This is a genomic window from Frigidibacter sp. MR17.24, assembly GCF_037095655.1.
GTDB lineage: Bacteria > Pseudomonadota > Alphaproteobacteria > Rhodobacterales > Rhodobacteraceae > Frigidibacter.
In genome coordinates this window covers 151,212-171,286 of sequence record NZ_JBAWKE010000003.1, presented here as the reverse complement: position 1 = coordinate 171,286, position 20,075 = coordinate 151,212, and the positions used below count along the sequence as shown (strand labels likewise).

Annotated in this window: 18 protein-coding genes; 5 read left to right on the top strand and 13 right to left on the bottom strand. The window is 71.8% G+C overall.

Annotation, left to right across the window (positions count from 1 at the left end):
• Complete coding sequence (locus tag V8J39_RS13070) at nucleotides 1-1,662, top strand: amidohydrolase (RefSeq protein WP_336461363.1); 1,662 nt, start codon at nucleotides 1-3, stop codon at nucleotides 1,660-1,662.
• Nucleotides 1,663-1,678: 16 nt separating this feature from the next.
• On the opposite strand, the gene V8J39_RS13065 is transcribed toward V8J39_RS13070, so the two are convergent.
• Nucleotides 1,679-2,803, bottom strand: coding sequence for a GlxA family transcriptional regulator (locus V8J39_RS13065; RefSeq protein WP_336461362.1), 1,125 nt, complete (start codon nucleotides 2,801-2,803; stop codon nucleotides 1,679-1,681).
• 260 nt (nucleotides 2,804-3,063) lie between these two features.
• Here V8J39_RS13065 and V8J39_RS13060 point away from each other — a divergent pair, with 260 nt between their 5' ends.
• The gene (locus V8J39_RS13060) at nucleotides 3,064-4,383 is read left to right on the top strand and encodes an anaerobic C4-dicarboxylate transporter family protein (RefSeq protein ID WP_336461361.1); all 1,320 of its coding nucleotides are present in this window, start codon (nucleotides 3,064-3,066) and stop codon (nucleotides 4,381-4,383) included.
• Between the two features lie 48 nt (nucleotides 4,384-4,431).
• Here V8J39_RS13060 and V8J39_RS13055 read toward each other — a convergent pair whose 3' ends face one another.
• The 7 genes from V8J39_RS13055 to V8J39_RS13025 form a co-directional block, all read right to left on the bottom strand.
• On the bottom strand, nucleotides 4,432-5,589 hold the full coding sequence (locus tag V8J39_RS13055; protein ID WP_336461360.1) for an iron-containing alcohol dehydrogenase: 1,158 nt from the start codon (nucleotides 5,587-5,589) through the stop codon (nucleotides 4,432-4,434).
• A gap of 9 nt (nucleotides 5,590-5,598) precedes the next feature.
• Nucleotides 5,599-6,936: a glutamine synthetase family protein gene (locus V8J39_RS13050; protein WP_336461359.1), complete on the bottom strand. Its 1,338-nt coding sequence runs from the start codon at nucleotides 6,934-6,936 to the stop codon at nucleotides 5,599-5,601.
• Nucleotides 6,933-7,997, bottom strand: a complete 1,065-nt coding sequence (locus tag V8J39_RS13045) for an ABC transporter ATP-binding protein (protein ID WP_336461358.1) — start codon at nucleotides 7,995-7,997, stop codon at nucleotides 6,933-6,935. The genes V8J39_RS13050 and V8J39_RS13045 overlap by 4 nt, the downstream gene beginning before the upstream one ends.
• Nucleotides 7,997-9,403 (bottom strand): amidase family protein, encoded by a 1,407-nt coding sequence (locus V8J39_RS13040; protein ID WP_336461357.1) that lies wholly within the window; start codon nucleotides 9,401-9,403, stop codon nucleotides 7,997-7,999. Before V8J39_RS13040 ends, V8J39_RS13045 begins: the two co-directional genes overlap by 1 nt.
• A gap of 83 nt (nucleotides 9,404-9,486) precedes the next feature.
• Nucleotides 9,487-10,851 carry an ABC transporter substrate-binding protein gene (locus tag V8J39_RS13035; RefSeq protein WP_336461356.1) on the bottom strand — a complete coding sequence of 455 codons (1,365 nt, stop codon included), beginning with the start codon at nucleotides 10,849-10,851 and terminating at the stop codon, nucleotides 9,487-9,489.
• A 42-nt stretch (nucleotides 10,852-10,893) separates the two neighbouring features.
• Nucleotides 10,894-11,724 carry a carbohydrate ABC transporter permease gene (locus V8J39_RS13030; protein ID WP_336461355.1) on the bottom strand — a complete coding sequence of 277 codons (831 nt, stop codon included), beginning with the start codon at nucleotides 11,722-11,724 and terminating at the stop codon, nucleotides 10,894-10,896.
• Nucleotides 11,724-12,662, bottom strand: a complete 939-nt coding sequence (locus tag V8J39_RS13025) for a carbohydrate ABC transporter permease (RefSeq protein ID WP_336461354.1) — start codon at nucleotides 12,660-12,662, stop codon at nucleotides 11,724-11,726. Before V8J39_RS13025 ends, V8J39_RS13030 begins: the two co-directional genes overlap by 1 nt.
• 224 nt (nucleotides 12,663-12,886) lie before the next feature.
• Between V8J39_RS13025 and V8J39_RS13020 the strand changes: the two genes are divergently transcribed.
• Nucleotides 12,887-13,903: an AraC family transcriptional regulator gene (locus tag V8J39_RS13020; protein ID WP_336461353.1), complete on the top strand. Its 1,017-nt coding sequence runs from the start codon at nucleotides 12,887-12,889 to the stop codon at nucleotides 13,901-13,903.
• A 21-nt stretch (nucleotides 13,904-13,924) separates the two neighbouring features.
• On the opposite strand, the gene V8J39_RS13015 is transcribed toward V8J39_RS13020, so the two are convergent.
• From V8J39_RS13015 to V8J39_RS13005, 3 genes are read right to left on the bottom strand one after another with little or no spacing between them, the layout of a single operon-like run.
• Nucleotides 13,925-15,208, bottom strand: a complete 1,284-nt coding sequence (locus V8J39_RS13015; protein ID WP_336461352.1) for a TRAP transporter large permease — start codon at nucleotides 15,206-15,208, stop codon at nucleotides 13,925-13,927.
• On the bottom strand, nucleotides 15,205-15,717 hold the full coding sequence (locus V8J39_RS13010; RefSeq protein WP_336461351.1) for a TRAP transporter small permease: 513 nt from the start codon (nucleotides 15,715-15,717) through the stop codon (nucleotides 15,205-15,207). The genes V8J39_RS13015 and V8J39_RS13010 overlap by 4 nt, the downstream gene beginning before the upstream one ends.
• A gap of 42 nt (nucleotides 15,718-15,759) precedes the next feature.
• On the bottom strand, nucleotides 15,760-16,773 hold the full coding sequence (locus V8J39_RS13005; RefSeq protein ID WP_336461350.1) for a TRAP transporter substrate-binding protein: 1,014 nt from the start codon (nucleotides 16,771-16,773) through the stop codon (nucleotides 15,760-15,762).
• Between the two features lie 294 nt (nucleotides 16,774-17,067).
• On the opposite strand from V8J39_RS13005, the gene V8J39_RS13000 reads away from it, so the two are divergent.
• The gene (locus V8J39_RS13000; protein WP_336461349.1) at nucleotides 17,068-17,643 is read left to right on the top strand and encodes a CMD domain protein; all 576 of its coding nucleotides are present in this window, start codon (nucleotides 17,068-17,070) and stop codon (nucleotides 17,641-17,643) included.
• Nucleotides 17,644-17,647: 4 nt separating this feature from the next.
• A complete protein-coding gene (locus V8J39_RS12995) occupies nucleotides 17,648-18,256 on the top strand; it encodes an alkylhydroperoxidase domain protein (RefSeq protein ID WP_336461348.1) in 609 nt (202 codons plus the stop codon).
• Nucleotides 18,257-18,326: 70 nt separating this feature from the next.
• On the opposite strand, the gene V8J39_RS12990 is transcribed toward V8J39_RS12995, so the two are convergent.
• Both V8J39_RS12990 and V8J39_RS12985 read right to left on the bottom strand, forming a co-directional pair.
• Nucleotides 18,327-19,826 carry a tripartite tricarboxylate transporter permease gene (locus V8J39_RS12990; RefSeq protein WP_336461347.1) on the bottom strand — a complete coding sequence of 500 codons (1,500 nt, stop codon included), beginning with the start codon at nucleotides 19,824-19,826 and terminating at the stop codon, nucleotides 18,327-18,329.
• Nucleotides 19,827-19,836: 10 nt separating this feature from the next.
• Nucleotides 19,837-20,075, bottom strand: a 239-nt coding sequence (locus tag V8J39_RS12985) for a tripartite tricarboxylate transporter TctB family protein (RefSeq protein WP_336461346.1), incomplete at its 5' end; no start/stop codon positions are given.

Below are 20,075 nucleotides of genomic sequence, written 5' to 3'. Positions count from 1 at the left end.
ATGGCCGCGCCCGATCTGGTCGTCCTTGGCGCCCGCATCCTGACGATGGACCCCGCCACCCCGCGCGCCGCGGCGATCGCGCTTGGCGCAGGGCGGGTGCAGGCGCTTGGCACCGACGACGAGATCGCGGCGCTGGCCGGCCCCGGCACCCGGGTCATCGATGCCGGCGGGCGCACGGTGCTGCCGGGCTTTTTCGAGGGGCACGTGCATCTGGGGCTTGGCGGTGCCGAGCTGACGCACCTGCACATCGGCCACCTGAAGGGCGCGGGCCCGATCGGCGCGGCGCTGCGCGCCTTTGCCGACGCGCATCCCGGCCGGCCGCTGCTGATGGCCAAGGGCGCCAGCTATGGCAGCTTCGGTGCCCCGATCACGCGCCGGGACCTTGACGCGATCATCCCCGACCGGCCCGTCGCCCTGATGGCGGCGGACCTGCACACGGTCTGGGCCAACACCGCCGCGCTGGCGGCCGCGGGCCTGCTGCACGGCGCCGAGATGCCGCATGGCCACGAGGTCGTGCTGGGCCCCGACGGTCTCGCCACCGGCGAGCTGCGCGAATTCGAGGCCTTCGCCGCGCTGATCCGGCTGGGCGGCGAGGAACGGCTGAACCTGGGCATCGCGACCGGAGAGGAACCCGATCCCTGGCCGACCGCGGCCGAACGTGCCGCGGACAAGGCGCTGATCCTTGGTGGCCTGCGCCACTGCGCGGCCCACGGGATCACCAGCCTGGTGAACATGGACGGCAACCGCTACACGCTGGCGCTTCTGGACGAGATGCGGGCCGAGGGCACGCTGCTTCTGCGGGTCAAGGTGCCGTTCCACCTCAAGCCGCACATGCCGCTCGCGGCGCTCGACCGGGCCACGGCGATGACGGCGGCGTTCGACGACGACTGGCTGTCGTCGGGCTTCGTCAAGATGTTCATGGACGGGGTGATCGACAGCGGCACCGCCTTCCGGCTGGACGACTACCCCGACCAGCCCGGTCACCGGTCCGAGCCGCTGTTTCCCGCCGACCGCTTCCGCGAGATCGCGATCGAGGCAGACCGGCGCGGCCTGCAGATCGCCGTCCATGCGATCGGAGACGGCGCGGTTCGCGGGACGATCGACGGCTTCGAGGCCGCAGTGCAGGCGAATGGCCCGCGCGACAGCCGTCACCGGATCGAGCATATCGAGATGATCGACCGCGCGGACATCCCCCGCCTCGGCGCGCTGGGGATCACCGCGAGCCTGCAGCCGCCGCATGCCCCCGGCGCGATGGATTTCCCCGCGCAGCCGACGCTCGACCGGATCGGGCCGGCGCGCTGGCCCGACGCCTACCTGTGGCGCACGCTGGCCGGGGCCGGGGCGGCGATCGCCTTCTCAAGCGACTGGCCGGTGACGGATGTCTCGGTGCTGCGGGGGATCGCGGCGGCGCTGACCCGGGTGCCCTACGACGGCGCGGCGGACGAGCGGCTCGACCTGGCCGGGACCCTGCGCGCCTATACCGCCGGCGGGGCCTGGGCCGCGCATCGCGACCATGTCACCGGCACGCTGCGCCCCGGGCTCGCCGCGGATCTGGTGATGCTGGGCGGCGACATCGAGGCCTGCGCGCCGGCGGCGATCCCGGGCCTTGGCATCGCGCTGACGGTCTGCGGCGGCAAGGTGGTGCACGAGGCCGCCACCTGACCACCGGCGGCGGCGGTCAGACGGCGCGGCCCTGCTTGACGCGGCCGCCGCGGGGGCGGCGGGTCTGCTTGCTGGGCGCGCAGCCGTATTGCGCGCGGAACACCCGGGCGAAATAGGACACGGTGTCGAAGCCGGTCGCCGTCGCGATCTCGGTCAGGGTCATGTCGGTGGTCGACAGCAGCGAGCGCGCCCGCTCGAGCCGCAGCTTGCGATAGTAGCTCGACGGCGAGACGCCGAGCGTCGACTTGAACAGCCGTTCGAGGTGCCGGCGGGAATAGCCCGAGGTCGTCGCCAGCTCTTCCATCGTCAGCACGTCCTCGAGGTGCTGCGACATCAGCCGCGCGATGCCGATGATCGCGGGGTTGCGCGTCTGCAGGATCGCCCCGAGCGAGCTGCGCTGCGCGGGCTCGGCGCCGACGGTGACGTGGCGCAGGCACATCTCGGACACCAGCGCCGCGAATTCCGCGCCGTGGTCGCGGGCGATGATCGACAGCATCATGTCGGTCGAGGCCGCGCCGCCGCCGCAGGTGATGATGCGCCCGTCGGTTTCGAACCGGCTCTGGGTCGGGTGCAGCTCGGGGAACAGCTCGACGAAGCCGGGCTGGTTTTCCCAGTGCAGGGTGAAGTGGCCCGAGCGCAGCAGCCCCGCCTTGGCCAGCGCCAGCGCCCCGGTGCAGATCCCGCCGACGATGCCGCCGAAGCGGTGGTGGCGCAGCACCGCCGCCGCGACCTTGGGCCAGGTGCTGCGCGCCGAGATCGTGCCGGCGCAGACGAACAGGCTGGTCTCGCGGCTCAGCTCGGCGAGCGGGGCGTCGATCACGATCGGGATGCCGCTCGAACTGGCGACGGGCTGGCCGTCGTCGGAATAGGTCCGCCACTGGTAGAGCGGCCGCTGCGACAGCTGGTTGGCGATGCGCAGCGGGTCGACGGCGGCGCTGAAGGCCAGAAGCGTGAAGCCCGGCACCAGCACGAAGGCATAGCGGCGCGTCTCGACCGGGTCGGGCAGCGGGTAGAAGGCCGCGCCGGAGGGGACCAGCGCCTCGGTGCCGGACGGCGCAGGGGGAGGGGCCGTGCCCGGGGCCGTCTGGGCGGCACCGGCGCCGCTGCTGGCGGCGGTGGGCGGAAGGCTGCGCTCGGCCATGGCTCAGCGCGCCCCTGCCCTGTGGATCCTGCCCCGCGTCATCTGCCGTTCTCCGCCCGCTCCGGTTCGCCCGGTGCCAGCAATGCCACGCCCGGTCCCGGCGGTCTACGGCTCATCTCGCGGCGGGCGGGTGCACGGCAAGGCTCGGCATCTCGGCGCTTGCCAACGTCCCGCGGCGGGCACATCGTGGCGCGGCCGCCGCCGACGTTTCCACCGCCCCCTCCTGTTGCCCGTTTTCCAGTTCACGCGGAGCCTGCGCCTTGCTGATCCTGGCCGTGCAGTCTGCGATCTTCCTGGCCGTCATCGCCACGGGGATCCACTTCCGGGGCGTCGCCATCGGCCTGTTCGGGGGCCTCGGCGTGCTGGTGCTGGTGCTGCTGTTCGGACTGGCGCCCGGCCCGGTGCCGGTGCAGGCGATGCTGATCATCCTGACCGTCGTCACGGCCGGTGGCGCGATGCAGCTGGCGGGCGGGCTCGACTACCTCATCGCGCTGGGCGAACGGCTGATCCGCCGCCGCCCCGGCCGGGTGACCTACGTCGCCCCGCTCGCGACCTACGTGCTGTGCGCGGGCGCGGGCACCGGCAACGTCTTCTGCTCGCTGCTGCCGGTGATCTACGAGGTGTCGGTCTCGGCCGGCGTGCGGCCCGAGCGGCCGCTCGCGCTCTCGGCCACGGCGGGGCAGCTGGCGCTGGTGGCAAGCCCGGTCTCGGCGGCGATGATCGCGATGGTCGGGCTGCTCGCGCCCTCGGGCTTCACGCTGGGCGACATCCTGGTGATCGTGGTGCCGGCCTCGGTCGCCGCGATCCTGGTCGGGGCCTTCGTCACCAACCGGCTGGGGGCCGAGCTTGCCGACGACCCCGAATTCCGCCGCCGCTGCGCCGCCGGCGTGATCGTGCCGCAGATGCGTGGCGCCGCGCATCACCCTGTCACCGCGACGGGGCGCCGCTCGGCCATGATCTTCGGGCTGGGGCTGGGGGTGGTGATGGCGGCCGGGTTCAGCGGCGTGCGCCCGCTGGTCGGCCCGGCGGGGGCGCGGGTCCCGCTCGACACCGGGCAGATGATCCAGATGGTGATGCTGGCCACGGCGGCGCTGATCGTCGCAAGCTGCCGGGTGCGCGCCTCGGAGATCCCGAAAAGCCCGCTGTTCGGGCTGGGGCTGTCGGCGATGGTGACGCTGTTCGGCATCGGCTGGATGGCCAGCACGCTGCTGACCGCCCATGCCGGGCTGATCGCCGGCCTGTTCGGCGCCGGGACCGAGGACCGGGCGCTGCTCTTGGGGGCGGCACTCTTCTCGGTCTCGGCGGTGACGGCAAGCCAGTCGAGCGCCACCCTGTCGGTCATCCCGATCGGGCTGGCGGTGGGGCTGCCGCCGGCGGTCCTGGTCGCGGTCTGGCCGGCGGTGATCGGGGTGCTGTTCCTGCCGGTCAACGGCTCGCAGTTCGCCTCGGTCGAGATCGACCAGACCGGCACGACGCGGGTGGGCGCGCTGATCGTCAACCACTCGTTCCTCGTGCCGGTGCTGATCTGCACCGCCGTGTCGGTCGGCACCGGGCTTGCGATCGCGCGGCTGCTGTTCTAGCGGCCCCGCCGCCCAGCCCGCCGCTCAGCCCGCCGCTCAACCCACTGCTCAGCCCACTGCGGCCAGCGCCGCGGCGACGAAGTCCGCGTCGAGCGGCGCTGGGTTGGCCGGGGCGCAGGGATCGGCGAGCGCGAGCGCGGTGACCCGCGCAGGGTCGGTCTCGGCGATGCCGATCGCGGCCAGCGTCGCCGGGATCCCCAGGCGCCGGTTCAGCCCGTGCAGCCAGTCGACCACGGCGCCCGCATCGCGCGAGGGCAGGTCGAGGATCTGCGCGAGGCAGGCGAGACGCTCGCGCGCGGCGCCGAGGTTCAGCGCGGTGACATGCGGCAGCAGCATCGCGTTCAGCAACCCGTGCGGCGCGTCGTGCACCGCCCCCAGCGCATGCGAGATCGCATGCACCCCGCCAAGCCCCTTCTGCAGCGCCACGCAGGCCATGCCCGAGGCGATCAGCATGTCGCTGCGCGCCGCGAGGTCGCCGCCCTCCTCGACCGCGCGGGGCAACGCGTCGCGGATCATCCGCAGCGCCTGCACCGCCAGCCCGTCCGCCATCGGGTGGAAGTTCGGGGTGATGAAGGTCTCGAGCGCGTGGCACAGCGCGTCCATCCCGGTGCTTGCCGTCAGCGCGGGCGGCAGGCCGACGGTCAGGTGGGGGTCGAGCACGGCGATCTGCGGCATCATGACCGGGTGGAAGATGATCACCTTGCGGCCGCGCCCGGCATCGGTGATGACCGACGACCGCCCCATCTCCGACCCGGTGCCCGCCGTCGTCGGCAGCGCGATCACCGGCACCGGGGCGCTGGTGTCGACCCGGCGCCAGTTGTCGCCGACATCCTCGAAATCCCAGATCGGCCGCGACTGGCGCGCCATCAGCGCGACCGCCTTGCCGGCGTCGAGCGCGCTGCCGCCGCCGATGGTCACCACCATGTCGTGCCCGCCGGCGCGAAACGCCGCGACCCCGGCCGCGACCGCGGCGCCGGTCGGGTTCGGGTGCACGTCCGAGAAGACGCCGGCCGGCAGCCCGGCCCGTGCCAGCGCGGCAAGAAGGTCGGTCACCATCGGCATCGCGCCGAGCGTGGCATCGGTCACCACCAGCGGTCGGCGCGCGCCGAGGCGCCGCACCAGCGCCGGCGTCTCGGCGGCGCGGCCGGGGCCGAAGCAGATCTCGGTCGGCCAGGACCAGGTGCGGGCGGGGGGAAGGTCGGTCATCGCAGGGCCTCAGAACAGGTCGAGATAGCGCTCGATCTCCCAGTGCGAGACGGCGCGGGCAGCCGCCGCGGCCTCGACCCGGCGCGAGCGCACGAAATGGTCGATGAAGGTGTCGCCGAAGGTCGCGCGCGCGATGGCGGAGCGGTCGAGCCGCTCGGCGGCCTCGTGCAGGTCGCGCGGGAAGGCTGCGGCGGGCGGCACCGGCAGGGCATAGGCCGACCCCTCGATCGGGGCGGGGCAGGGGGCCTTCGTCTCGATCCCCCACAGGCCGGCCGCCAGCACCATCGCCATCGTGGCATGCGGATTGGTGTCGGCCGAAGAGACGCGGAACTCGACCCGCGTCTCGGAGGGCCCGCCCCGCACCGCGCGCACCGCGCAGGTGCGGTTCTGCACGCCCCAGTTCGCCCAGGTCGGGGCCCAGGCGCCCGGCACCATCCGCCGGTAGGCGTTCACGGTGTGGGCGCTCATCGCCAGAAGCTCGGGGGCAAGGGCGACGATGCCGGCGATGAAGTGGCGCGCCGTCGCCGACAGCCCGTCGGCGTCCTCCGGGTCCCAGAACGCCGGGCGGCCGTCGGCATCGCTCAGCGAGATGTGGAAATGGCCGGACTGGCCCGAAAGATCGGGGCGCAGCTTCGACATGAAGACCGGGGTCAGGCCGCGGCGGGCGAGATAGGCGCGGGCAAAGCTGCGAAACAGCGCCGCGTCATCGGCCGCGCGCAGGCCGCGCGCCACGCCCAGCGGCGCCTCGAAGCAGCCCGGGCCCAGTTCCGTGTGCAGGCTGTCGAGCGGGATCGCGAGGTCGGCCATCACCGCCTTCAGCCCGTCGAACAGGTCGGCATGCAGCGCCGCCGTCTGCAGCGAATAGGTGCGGTTGCCCGGCGCGAGGAACGTCAGGTCGCGGTGCCGCTTCTCGCGCAGGGTGACGTCGGTCTCGTCCAGCACGAAGAACTCGAACTCGAAGGCGGCGGTGACGTCGAAGCCCATCGCCGCGGCCCGCGCCACCTGACGGGCGGCCTGCCGCCGCGGCGATCGCTCGCCGTAGTCGCCGGTGAAGTCGGCAAGGCACACCGCGGCGCCCGGACCGAAGGGCCAGAGCCGCAGCGTGTCGGCAAACAGCTCGCACGGGCGGTCGCCATAGGCATCCCCGTCATCCCAGGTGACCTCGGCGCTGTCCCAGGCATGGATCACGTCGCAGAAGGCATAGCCCTCGCGCAGCAGCTTCGCCGCCTTCTTCGCGCCGACCTGCTTGTGCCGGAACGTCGCGTCCAGATCGAAGATCCCGACATGCACGTCGCTGATCCCCTCGGGCGGGAAGCTGCCGCCCTCCAGTCTCGCCGCTGCGTTCATCCGATCCGCGCCCCGTCCCTCGTTTCGAAGAAATGCGCCGTGCCCGGCCGGGCGCGCAGCCCGACGCCGGTCCCGGCCGCGAGCGTCGTGCGCCCGCGCAGCAGCAGCTGAACCTCCTGCCCGTCGAGATCGAGCAGCAGCAGCGTCTCGGACCCCAGCGGCTCGACCAGCAGCAGCGTCGCCGGCGTCGCGTCGGGCGCGTCGCTGAGTTCCAGATGCTCGGGCCGGATGCCAAGCACCGCCTCGCGCTGGCCGCAGCCCGGCATGTCGGTCCGGGGCAGCGCGACCAGCGTGCCCGCACGCGTCTCGAAGCCCGCGGCGACGATGCGCCCGTCCAGCATGTTCATGGCCGGCGAGCCGATGAAGCCCGCGACGAAGCCTGTCCGGGGGCGGTCGAACAGCTCGAGCGGCGCGCCCTGCTGCTCGATATGGCCGCCGCGCATGACGACGATGCGGTCGGCCATGGTCATCGCCTCGACCTGATCGTGGGTGACGTAGATCACCGTGGCGCCAAGCGCCTTCTGCAGCCGCCGGATTTCGCTGCGCATCTGCACGCGCAGCTTGGCGTCGAGGTTCGACAGCGGCTCGTCGAACAGGAACACCTGCGGGTCGCGCACGATGGCGCGGCCCATCGCCACGCGCTGGCGCTGCCCGCCCGACAGCTGGCGCGGAAACCGGCCAAGCAGGGCGCCCAGTCCCAGGATCTCGGCCGCGCGCCCGACCTTCGCGGTGATCTCGGCCGGATCGGCCCCGCGCAGCTTCAGCGAGAAGCCCATGTTCTGCGCGACGGTCATGTGGGGGTAGAGCGCGTAGTTCTGGAACACCATGGCGATGTCGCGGTCGCGCGGCGGCACCGTGGTGACCAGCCGCTCGCCGATGCGGATGTCGCCGCCCGTGATCCCCTCGAGCCCGGCAATCGAGCGCAGGAGGGTCGACTTGCCGCAGCCCGAGGGGCCGATCAGCGCGACGAATTCGCCGTCGCCGACCTGCAGGCCGACATCGTGCAGCACCCGGGTCGCGCCATAGTCCTTGCGCAGGTTGTCGATAGTCACCGAGGCCATCAGAGCGCCTCCGGCAGCAGGTTCGCGTCGCCGGCGCCGACGAAGAGCGGCGGGCGCAGCCGTGGCAGCGATGGCGCGAGGCGGGTCGCGAGGCCGAGCATCCGGGCCTCCTGGCCCCAGGGCGCGACGATCTGCAGGCCGATCGGCAGCCCCTCGGAGGTCAGCCCGCAGGGCAGGGTCATCGCCGGCAGGCCGGTGAGGTTGAAGGGGAAGGTGAAGGGCGTCCAGTCCGCGTGCCAGCCGCGCCCCTGCGGCCCGGGATAGTCGTGCAGCAGCGGGAAGGCCGGCACCGGCATCGTCGGCAGCACCAGCAGGTCGAACCGCGCGAACAGCGCCCGCAACCGCGCGATGTAGTCGCAGCGGCGCATCTGCCAGGCGCGGGCATAGGCGATGCCGTCGACGGCGCGGCCGACCGCCACCAGCTCGGCCAGCGCCGGTTCGAGCGCCGCCGCGGCGCCCGGCGGCAGCTCGTCGATCATCATCGCCGTCCCGGCGCCGAGGATGGTGATATAGGTCTCCTCGGCCCCGGGCAGGTCCAGCTCGGCCGGGGCCACGCTGTCGCCGAGCGGGGCGAGCGCGGCCGTCACCGCCGCGGCGATCTCGGGCAGGACCGGCGCCGCCGAGATCGTGGGCAGGTGGCCGATGCGCAAAGCCTCGGCGCCCGCCGTGCCGGCGACGCAGGCGCCGTCGGCCACGCGCGGCCCCGCGCCCGGGTCGCGCAGCACCTCGTACATCGCGATCGCGTCGCCCAGATGGCGCGCGAGCGGGCCGGGGGCGACCAGCGGCCCGGTGATCGCGGGCCGGTCGGGGGTGACGGTGCCGGCGCCGGGCTTGATCGCGACCACGCCGCAGAAGGCGCCCGGGATCCGCACCGAGCCGCCGCCGTCATTGCCCAGGTGCAGCGGCCCGATGCCGGCGGCGGCGGCGGCGCCCGCGCCGCAGCTCGATCCGCCCGTCGTCAGCCCGAGGTTCCAGGGGTTCCGCGTCAGCCCGGTCCGCGGGCTGTCGCTGACGCCCTTGTGCCCGAACTCGGTGGTCGTGGTCTTGCCGGTGATCACCATCCCCGCATCGCGCAGCCGGGCGACGATGCCCGCGTCGCGCGCGGGCCGGGCCGGGGGCACCGCGGTCGTGCCCCAGGCCGTGGGCCAGCCGCCGACGTCGATCAGGTCCTTGACCGAGACCGGAACCCCGTCGAGCGGGCCGAGCGCGGCGCCGTCGCGCCAGCGCGCCTCCGAGGCCGCGGCCTCGGCCAGGGTGCGGTCGGGGTCGAGGTGGCAGAAGGCATTGAGGCTCGGCTGCGTGTCCTCGATCCGCGCGAGGCAGGCCCGTGCGACCTCGACGGGCGAGAAGTGGGCCGCGCGATAGCCCGCGACCATGTCGGCGGCGCTCAGCTGGTTCAGGTGCATTCGGGGGGTCCGTTCGACGTCAGGGGCGGGGCCCGGCGCCTGGGGCACCGGGACCGGGTGGCGGCAGGCGGCGGGCGGCGCGCTCAGCGGATCGCGCGGTTCGCGCGCTCGGCCGCGCGGGTCAGCGCGTCGGCGGCGGGCACGCCCCCGGTGACGATCTCGTTCGTCGCGGTGGCGAAGGCGTCGAAGATCATCGGTGCCTGCGGATGGAACAGGATCTGCTTCGAGGGGCTCACGTCCGAGGTCGAGAGGCTGTGCAGCGCCGAGGCCGCGGCCTCGGCCCCGAAGGCCTGCTGGAACGGCGCGCTTTCCCAGGCCGAGGCGCGGGTTGTGGCCAGGCCGCCCGCGGCGGCGCGCAGCGCGGTCGGGCGCGACGTCGCCCAGGTCATGAACAGGAACGCCGCGCGCTTCTGTTCCGACTTGGCGTTGATGCAGGCCTGCCAGCAGGACATGTAGGGCGTCACCGGGTGCACCCCGTCCGAGACCAGCGACGAGAAGCCGGCCTTGCCCGCGACCCGGCTGCGCTCGGGGTTGCCGATGGTGGTGGCGAAGTTCGAGCTGTCGGCGGCGATGGCGCAGGCGCCCTGGGTGAAGTCGTTCAGCACCTCGTACCAGTCGTAGCTGCCGACGCCGAGCGGGCCCGCGTCGCGCAGCGTGCGCCCGTAGATGTCCAGCGCCTTGATGCCCTCGGCGCTGTGGAACGCGACCTTGCCGTCGCCGTCGACCATCGCGCCCCCGTGCGAGAAGAGCCACGCCATCGAGGCCGCCGTCGCCCCCGACGAGGCCTTGGCCCTGAGCGCGATGCCGGCCATGGCGTCGGTCTTCAGGCTGGCGGCAAGGTCGTGCAGTTCCTCGAAGGTCGCCGGCGCGGTGCGGTCGGCCATCGCGTCCTGATTGTAGAACATGATCACCGACTCTGCGGTGATCGGGAAGGCATAGCGTTCGCCATCCGCCCAGACCGGGAAGCCGCGCGCGGCGCCCAGCAGGTCGTCCTCGTCGTACCATGCGGCGTCGAACAGTTCGGTGTCGGCGTAATGGGCGTTCAGCGGCTCGAGCCAGCCCGCGCCGATGCCCTGGCCGTAGGAGAGGTACATGAAGACGTCCGGCGTCGTGCTGCCCGAGCCGAGGCGGATCGGCAACGAGGTCAGGAACTCGGATTCCGACTGGAAGTCGCTGACGACCTCGATCCCGGTCAGTTCGGTGAACAGCGGGATCAGCGGCCGGATCCCGTCCGACCACGGATGGGTCGCGCCGGCGAGGGTGATCTTGGCCCCCGCGGCCTGCTTCCAGTCGATCCCGGCCGCGGCGTAGTCGGACAGGTCGGTGTCCTGCGCCGCGGCGGGCCGGCGCAGGATCGAGGGCATGGCAAGCCCGGCAGCGGTGGTGCCGAGCAGCAGCCGGCCGGCCTGGCGGCGGGTGAGGAGGCGACGGCGGGTCTTGGGATCCATTGGCTTACTCCTGTTGGCGGGATGGCCGCTGCGGCGGCTCTGTCACTTGACGGCGCCCAGCGTCAGGCCCTGGACGAGCTGGCGCTGGAAAAGGACGAGGATGGCGATGACCGGCACCAGCATCAGCACCGCGGCGGCCGAGAGATGGCCCCATTCGATCTGCTGGTAGCCGATGAACTTGTAGAGCCCGACCGAGATCATCGGGATCTGCCCGCCGAGGATCAGCGAGAACAGGAACTCGTTCCAGGTGAACAGGAACACCAGCACCGCGACCGCCGCGATGCCGGTGCGCGCCAGCGGCAGGATCACCGTCGCGAAGGTGCGCAGGTGGCTGGCGCCGTCGATATAGGCGGCCTCCTCCAGCTCTTTCGGGATCTCGGCGAAGAAGCTGCGCATCAGCCAGATCACCAGCGACAGGTTCAGCGCCACGTGCGAGATGATCAGGCCGGCATGGGTGTCGAGCAGCCCGAGGCGCTGGAAGATCACGAAGAACGGGATCAGCATCGCCACCGGCGGCGTGAAGCGGGTGGACAGGATCCAGAACCCGAGGTCGGTCGAGCCGCGGAAGTCGAACCGCGCCAGCACGTAGGCCGCCGGCGTGCCGATCAGGATCGCCAGCACCATCGTCGCCATCGCGACCACGAAGCTGGTGATGAAATAGCCAAGGATGACCGGGTCCTGCAGCACGGCCGCATAGTTGCCGAGCGTGGGCCAGAACACGAAGCTCGGCGGGCGGGCGACCACGTCGACCGGCTGCTTCAGCGAGGTGTTGAGCAGCCAGTAGATCGGGAACACCGTCCAGACGAGGAACAGCCCCAGCGTGGCGCGGCGCGCCCAGCAGCCGATCCCGCCCGTGCGTCCTTCGGCCGGCATCACTGGCCCTCCCCGGCGATCCTGAGCATCCGCGTGCGGCGCAACAGCAGCTGCGACATCAGGATGATCAGCCCCATCATCAGGATCGCGATGGCCGAGCCGCGCCCGAGCGCCGTGAACTCCAGCGCCTCCTTGAAGGCGAAGACATTGAGGGTGGTGGTGCTCTGGCCCGGGCCGCCGCCGGTCAGGATGTAGAAGGCGTCGAAGGCCTTCAGCGCATCGATCGCGCGCAGCAGCACGGCGATGGTGACGAAGGGCATCAGCATCGGCAGGGTCACGTAGCGCAACACCTGCCATTCGCGCGCCCCGTCGATCCGCGCCGCCTCGACCGGTTCGGCCGGCAGCGAGGCGAGGCCCCCCGACAGGATCAGGATCATGAACGGCGTCCAGTGCCAGGCGTCGACGATCACCAGCGATCCCATGGCCAGCACGCCCGACCCCAGCCAGTCCTGCGCCGGCAGCCCGACCAGCGACAACAGGTGGTTGGTCACGCCAAGGCCCGGGTTCAGCATCATGCGGAAGGTGAAGATCGCCGCGACCGGCGTCACCGCCAGCGGCAGGATGAACAGCGTGCGTAGCCGGCCGGACCACCGCTCGGCCGTGCGGAACAGCGCCAGCGCCAGCACCAGCCCCGCCACCGTCTCGAGCGTCACCGCCAGCGTCACGAAGACCGCCGAGCGGCGCAGCGCCGCCCAGAATTCGGCCGCGCCCAGAAGCTCGACATAGTTGCCAAGCCCGATGAAGCGCGTCGGCGGGTTCGACAGCATGTAGTCCGTCGCGCTCAGCCAGACGCTGACCGCGAAGGGCAGCATGGTGAAGGCCGCCAGCAGCGCCAGCGCGGGCGCCAGCATCAGCGCGATGAAGATCCGTAGCTCGCGCCCGGCGCGGTCGGGCGCCGGGTCGGCGGAAGCGGGCAGGGACGGGGCAAGACGGTGCATCGGCATCCGGGGACTGCGGTCGCGACAGCGACGGTGGATCGTGCGGTATGCTGACGCTATGCCCGCCCCGGTGGCGGTGCATGACATCTTGCGCCAATTTCTTGACAGTTGGTCCCGGCGCCGATTGACAAGCGCCCGATCGCGCCCGGCAGATGGCATGGCATCCCTTCACCCGGGCCCCGCCCCGCCGCGACACTGTCGACGGCCCGATCCAGGCAAGCCGCATGCCGCAGTCCCTTTCGCAAGTCACCACCGCCGCGGCCTCGGGGCTGGCGCAGTGCCTCGCCCAGCTTGGCGCCGCGCACGGCGCCGGTGCGATCGCCATGGCGCTGCCCGAGGGGGACGCCGGCGCGGGCGGCACCATGCCGCTGCTGCGCTTCGCCTCGACGCTCGAGCAGGCGGCGGCGGCAAGCCGGACCCCGGACCTTGGCCTGCGCTTCGCCGAGCGGTTCGACATCCGCCGGATCGGCGCGCTGGGCTACCGCATGCACCATGCCGGCAGCCTGCGCGACGGGCTCGAGGCCTATGTCGCGCATTACGACAAGGTCCAGAGCCACACCCGGGTCGGCATCGCCCTGGCGGATGGCCGGGTCCTGGTCAGCTACGACGCGCGCGACCCGCTGCCCTATGATCGCCGGCAGGACGCCGAATTCTCGGTCGGCATCGTGCTGGGCTATATCCGGCAGGTCTGCGGGTCTCGGCTGGCGGGGACGCGGCTGCACTTCGGCCATGCCGCCCCCAATCGTCGCCCGCCTGCCGACGACAGGCCCTTCGCCGTCGCGCCGGACTATGACGCCGGACTGAACGCGGTCTCGATCCCCGAGGCGCTGCTCGACCTGCCCTGTCCGGCGGCGGACCCGGTGCTGGCGCAGGTGCTGGCCGATCACCTGCGCCGCGAGCCGCCGATCCAGGGCGCCGCCTCGGCGCTGGTGCGCCAGCTGCGCGCGGTGATGGAGGAGATGCTGGCCGACGACCAGTTCCCGCAGGTCGATGCCGTCGCGGCACGTCTGGGGCAGTCGGGGCGCGGGCTGCAGCGGCTTTGCCAGCTTGACCGCACGAGCTTTCGCAGCCTGCGCATCCAGATCCTCATGGACATCGCCGCCGAGTGGATCCGCGAGGACGGCGCGCAGCTGACCGAGATCGCGCACCGGCTGAACTACAGCGACGCGAGCGCCTTTTCCCGCGCGTTCCGGGCGCATTTCGGCCAGAGCCCGAGCGCGATGCGCCGCCAGCTGACCTGACGCCGGCACGCCCCCGACGCGTCAGCCGAACAACAGCCGCGGCACGAAGAGCGAGATCTGCGGCACGTAGGTGATGACCAGCAGCACCAGGATGTTGATCGCCACGAAGGGCCAGACGCCGCGGATGATCTCGGTCACCGGCTTGTCCAGCGTGGACGAGGCCACGAAGATGTCCAGCCCGAACGGTGGCGTGATCATCCCGAGGCTGATGTTGAGCGTCACGATCATCCCGAAATGCACCGGGTCGATCCCCAGCGCCGTCGCCACCGGGAACAGCGGTGGCACCAGGATCAGCAGGGCCGAATTCGGGTCGATGAACATCCCGGCGATGAAGAAGCAGATGTTGACGACGATCAGGAAGCTGATCCAGCCGGCGTCGATGTGCTGCAGGAACGCGAGGATGCCGTTGGGCACCTGCGCCAGCGTCACGAAGAAGCTGATCAGCCCTCCCATCGCCAGCAGCACGAAGATGATCGCGGTGTTGATCGCGCTTTCCTCGGTCAGCCGGAACAGCGCGGGCCACGTGAGGCTGCGGAACACCAGCATCTCGACCGCGATCGCGTAGACGACGCTGACGGCGGCGGCCTCGGTCGGGGTGAACAGGCCCGAGTAGATGCCCCCGAGGATGATCACCGGCATCCCCAGCGCCCATTTCGACGCCCGGATCACCGCCAGCCGCTCGGACCACGGCATCCGGGGCGCCGAGGTCACGCCGTCGCGCACCGCCTGCAGCCGGACGTAGAGCGCGAAGGCGAGGCCAAGCACGATGCCGACGACCAGCCCGCCCGCGAACAGCCGCGAGATCGAGGTGCCGGTCATCCAGCCGTAGATGATGAAGGTGATCGAGGGCGGGATCAGCAGCGCGGTCTCGGCCGAGGAGACCAGCAGGCCAAGGCTGAACTTCTCGGAAAAGCCCGCGGCCCGCATCTCGGGATAGACCATGCGGCCCATGGCGGCGACCGTCGCCGGGGCCGACCCCGAGACGGCGCCGAAGGCCATGGCGCCGCCGACGGTGACATGGCCGATGCCGCCGCGGGTGTGGCCGACCAGCGCCTTGACCACGCTCACGAGCTGCGTCGCGATCTGCCCCGACCCCATCAGGTTCGCGGCGAGGATGAAGAACGGGATCGCCAGCAGCGTCGTGTGATCGACACCGCCAAGGATCTTCTGCACCACCGCCGGGTCGGGCAGCGTCGGCCAGAAGGCCTGCTTGTAGGCCAGCGCCGGCAGGCCCAGCACCATCAGCATCTCGAAGCCGGCGGCAAGCAGCCCCATGGCCAGCAGCACGATCAGGGCGACGATCACCGCGGCGCCTCCGCGGTGTCGCGGCCCGCGGGGGCGAACCGGTCGAGCATCCCGAACAGGCTCAGCCCGTAGCGCAGCGCCAGCAGCGCGAAGCCCGCCACCGGGGCGACGTAGATCCAGCCCATCGGGATCCCCAGCGTCGGCGAGGTCTGCCCCATCTTCAGCACGAAGCGCACCATCTCGAGCCCGAGCCACGCGATGTAGAGCGAGAAGCCCAGCCCCGCCAGATCGATGACCCGGCGCAGCGCGCGGCGCCGCCACGGCGGGCCGCCGTCGCGCAGGTTGGTGATCGCGACATGCTTGCCGCGTTCAAGCGCAAGCCCCAGCGCGAGGAAGACGAGGAAGATGTTCATCAGCCGCACGGCCTCCTCGACCCAGACGAAGCGCGCGGCAAGGCTGCCGCCGATCTCGCGGGTGACGACGCTGGTGAAGAACAGCGCGACCATGGTCAGGAACAGCATCACGAGCACCGTCCGCTCGGCGATGCGCAGAAGTCGCAGGACCTTCATCTGCCTCTCTCTCGGGCTGCGGGAACCGGCCGGGGGGCCGGCTCACTTCGTCAGGGCGCCGTAGGCCTGTTCGTAGGTGGCCAGCAGCGCCTTGCCGGCTTCGCCCGCGCGGGCGACATAGGCCTCGGAGGCCGGGCCGAAGGTCGTCTCGCGCAGCTCGGCGCGTTCCTCCGGGCCCGCGACGCGCACGTTGGTGCCGGCGGCCTTGATCGTGTCGAGCGCCTTGGCCACGGCCGCGGCCTTGGCGGCGGTCATCTCGGGGATCACCTCGTGGAAGGCGTCGGTGATGATCTTCTGGTCGGCCTCGGGCAGGCTGGCCCACCACATCGGGTTGAACAGCACCACGTCCTCCATCGCGCCGTGGTCCGAGACGACGAGGTTCTTCTGCACCTCGTAGAATTTCATCGCGGCGATGGTGTCGAGCGGGTTCTCCTCGCCGTCGACGACGCCGGTCTGCAGCGAGGTGTAAAGCTCGCCGAAGGGCAGGGCGACGGCCGAGGCGTCAAGCGCGCGGAACTGCTCGATCAGGATCGAGCTGTCCATGACCCGGAATTTCTGGTCGGCGAAATCGGCCAGCGTCTCGATCGGCAGGTTCGAGGTGAACTGCTTCTTGCCGTTCGGCCAGAGCGTGATCGCGACCATGCCCTTGTCCTTGAAGCTGTCGAGAAGCTGCTGGCCAAAGGCGCCGTCGCGCAGCGCCTGCGCCTTCGCGGCATCCTCGGGCAGCAGGTAGGGGATGTCGAGGATCGACACCACCGGGTTGAACCCGCCAAGGAAGGCCGCGGGCGCGACCGTCGCCTCGATCGTGCCCAGCTGCACGCCCTCGTTCATCTGGCGCTGGTCGCCCAGCTGGCCCTGCGGGAAGATCTGGAACTCGACCTCGCCCTTGGTGCGCTCCTTCACCAGCGCCGCGACCTTCTCGAGCGTCTGGTGACGGGTCTGCTGCGCGCTTTCGAGATGCCCGATCTTGGCGACGTAGGTCTGCGCGGCGGCGGCGCCCGCCGAGAAAAGGCCAAGGGCGGCGACGCCCGACAGGATCAGGGATTTCGGGATCATCGGCGACTCCGGGTGCGACTTGGGTGGCGTTTCGACCGAAAAAGGCCAAGGCGCGGGGCGGGTCAACCCGAAATGACATCCGCGCGACCGCGGGGCGTCGTTTTCCGTCGATCCGCCGGATCCGCCTGCGTCATGGGCACCGCGCCCGCGGCCGGACCCGCCCGAGGGTCCGGCCAGAGGGCCCCGCCAGTGGACCCTGCCGATGGGCGCTGCGTGGCGCGCCCCGGTGCGACGGGCGATTGACAACCGGCGGCAAACAGGCACGGCTGCGGCGCGGAAAGGAACCTCCCCGACATGACCGAAGCTTCCGATGTGATCGACCTGCTCGCCGGCCTGCCGCCGGCCAGCGCGTTGCGCGCGGCGCGCCCCACGGCGCGCGATTATGCCCAGAAAAGCCACGACGCGCTGTTCGTCGCCCCCGCGCCCGGCTCGATGCCGCTGGTCGAGCGGCTGGCCGTCGCGGTCTTCGTCGCGCTGCTGCACGGCGATGCGCCGGCCATCGCCCGGTACGAGGCGCCGCTCGGCCAGTGCGGGGACCGCGGACCCGTGCCCGATCTGCTGCCCGCGCTGCGCCGCGTGGCGCGCGCGGCGGCGACGACCGGCCCCTATGGCAACGGCGACCGCTCCGGCCCGACGCTTCGGGTCGAAACCGCGGCCTTCGGCGCGCGGCTCGCGGCGGCGCTGGATTACGCCCATCTTCTCGTCTTCCATCCGCGCGACGCGGGGCGGGCGGCGCTGGAGCCGCTCGTCGCGGCGGGCTGGGGCGCGACCGAGATCGTGACGCTCGCGCAGGTCGTGTCGTTCCTGTGCTTCCAGATCAGGGCCGGCGCCGGCCTGCGGGTGCTGGCCTCGATGCCGGCGGAGGGCTGAGACGGTGACCGACACGCTGCTTCTCGACCAGCCCGGGGCCGAACCCGAGCGCTTCACCCAGGACATGCTGGGCTGGGCGCCCTGGCTGCCGCCCTTGACCGAGGACGACCTGACAGAGCGGCACTGGACCGCGCTGGTGCAGAAAGGGCGGTCGAAATCGCCTTATTTCATGCTGCTTGCCCGCGATCCCGACATCCTCGAATATCGCACCCGCACCGACATGGACATCTTCCACAATCCCGATTTCGGCCTGCCGCGGGCCGAGCGGGAACTGGCGGCGACGGCGGCCTCGCGCTTCAACGGCTGCGTCTACTGCGCCTCGGTGCACGCGCGGTTCACGGTACAGCATTCCAAGCGCCGCGACGATGTCCAGCGCCTGCTGGACGAGGGCGTGACGGCCCGCATCGATCCGCGCTGGGACGCGATCATCGACGCGGCGGTGGCGCTGAGCGCGACCCCCTCGACCTTCGGCCCGGCGCATGTCGCCGCGCTGCGCGACGCCGGGCTGGACGACCAGGCGGTCGCCGACACGGTCTATGCGATCTCGTTCTTCAACTGGGCGAACCGGCTGATGCTGTCGCTGGGCGTGACCACGGCGCCCGGGCAGGCCTGAGCGGGCCAGAGCCGGGCGGGCCAGAGCAGGGCGGGCAGCAGGGCGCGGGTGCCGGGACGGGTGGGCGGCCTCAGCCGCCCGCCACCGCCGCGCCGGCCCGGGCGCGCCCGCGCAGCCCCATCACCAGCACCGCCACGATCACCGCAAGGATCGCAAGCGACATCGGCCGTTCCACGAAGATCGAGGCCGAGCCGCGGTTGAGCATCAGCGAGCGGCGGAAGTTCTCCTCCATCAGCGGGCCAAGGATCAGGCCGAAGACCAGCGGCGCCACCGGAATGCGGAACAGGCTGAAGACATAGCCGATGGCGCCGAAGACGATCATCACCACCACGTCGGTGATCGCGTTGCGGATCGCGAAGCTGCCCACGAGGCAGAGCATCGCGATGACCAGCACCATCAGCCGCGGCGGCACCCGCATCAGCGACACGATCGGGCGCAGCAGCGCCCAGCCCGCGACAAGCGTGAAGACCACCGCAAGCAGGATCGCCACGTAGATCCCCGCCACCACCTCGGGGTGCTCGGTGAACAGCATCGGCCCGGGGCGCAGGCCGTGGATGATCAGCCCGCCGATCAGGATCGCCGACATCGAATCCCCGGGGATCCCCAGCGTCAGCACCGGGATCAGCGAGCCGCCGGTGAGCGCGCTGTTGGCGGCCTCGGGGGCGATGATGCCCGCGGGCTCGCCCTTGCCGAAACGCGCGCCGGGGCGGGCGAAGCGCTGCTCCTGCGCATAGGCCAGCGCCACCGCGATCGAGGACCCCGCGGCGGGGATCGCGCCCACGAACATGCCGATGAAGCTGCCGCGCGCGACCGATTTCCAGCTGCGCGCGATCTGCCCCAGCGGCATCGGCATCCGCCCGACCGGCGGCGGCACCGGCAGCGCGATGCCGCCCGGCGCGGCGATGGTCTTGAGAACCTCGGCCAGACCGAAGATCCCGATCGTCACCGGCACCATGTCGATGCCGTTCTGCAGCGGGGCCGCGCCGAAATCGAACCGCGCGATGCCGGTGATCACGTCAAAGCCCACAAGGCCGCACAGCACCCCGATCGCCCCCGACAGCAATCCCGCCAGCATCGCGGCGCCGCTGGTGAAGGCGAGCAGCACCAGCCCCAGAACCGCCAGCAGGCAGAATTCCGGGCTGCGGAAGTTCATGGCGAACTTGGCCAGCGTGGGCGCGATCAGCGCCAGCGCCACCAGCCCCACCAGACCGCCGAGCGTCGAGGCCAGCAGCGCGAGGCTCATCGCCTCGCCCGCGCGGCCCGCGCGCGCCATCGGGTGGCCGTCGAACTGGGTGACGATGGCGCCCGGCGTCCCCGGGATGTTGAGCAGGATCGCCGAGATCGAGCCGCCGTAGACGCTGCCCACCAGCACCCCGAGCAGGACCGAGATCGCCCAGTGCGGCTCCATCCCGAAGGTGACCGGCAGCAGGATCGCCAGCGCCATGGTCGAGCTGATGCCGGGCAGCGCGCCCATCACCACGCCCAGCACGACCGATCCGAAGATCAGCGCCAGCAGCATCGGCGAGGTGGCATAGCCGGCCAGCGCCAGCAGGAAGTCTTGGATCAGCATTCGACAGGCCTCAGGGCAGCGGAACCATCAGCAACCGCGCGAAGATCAGCTGGATCGCCGCGGCGGCGACGAAGCCGAGCCCGAGGTCGGTCGCGGCGGCGGTCGGGCTTGCGGGGCGGCTGAGCACCAGAAGCCATCCGGCCGCCAGCACGAAGCCCGCGACAAGGAAGCCCAGCGTGTTCAGCGCCACCCCCAGCACCAGCGTCAGCGTCCAGAACCCGGCCGCCGCCGCGACCGCCCGGCGCGGGG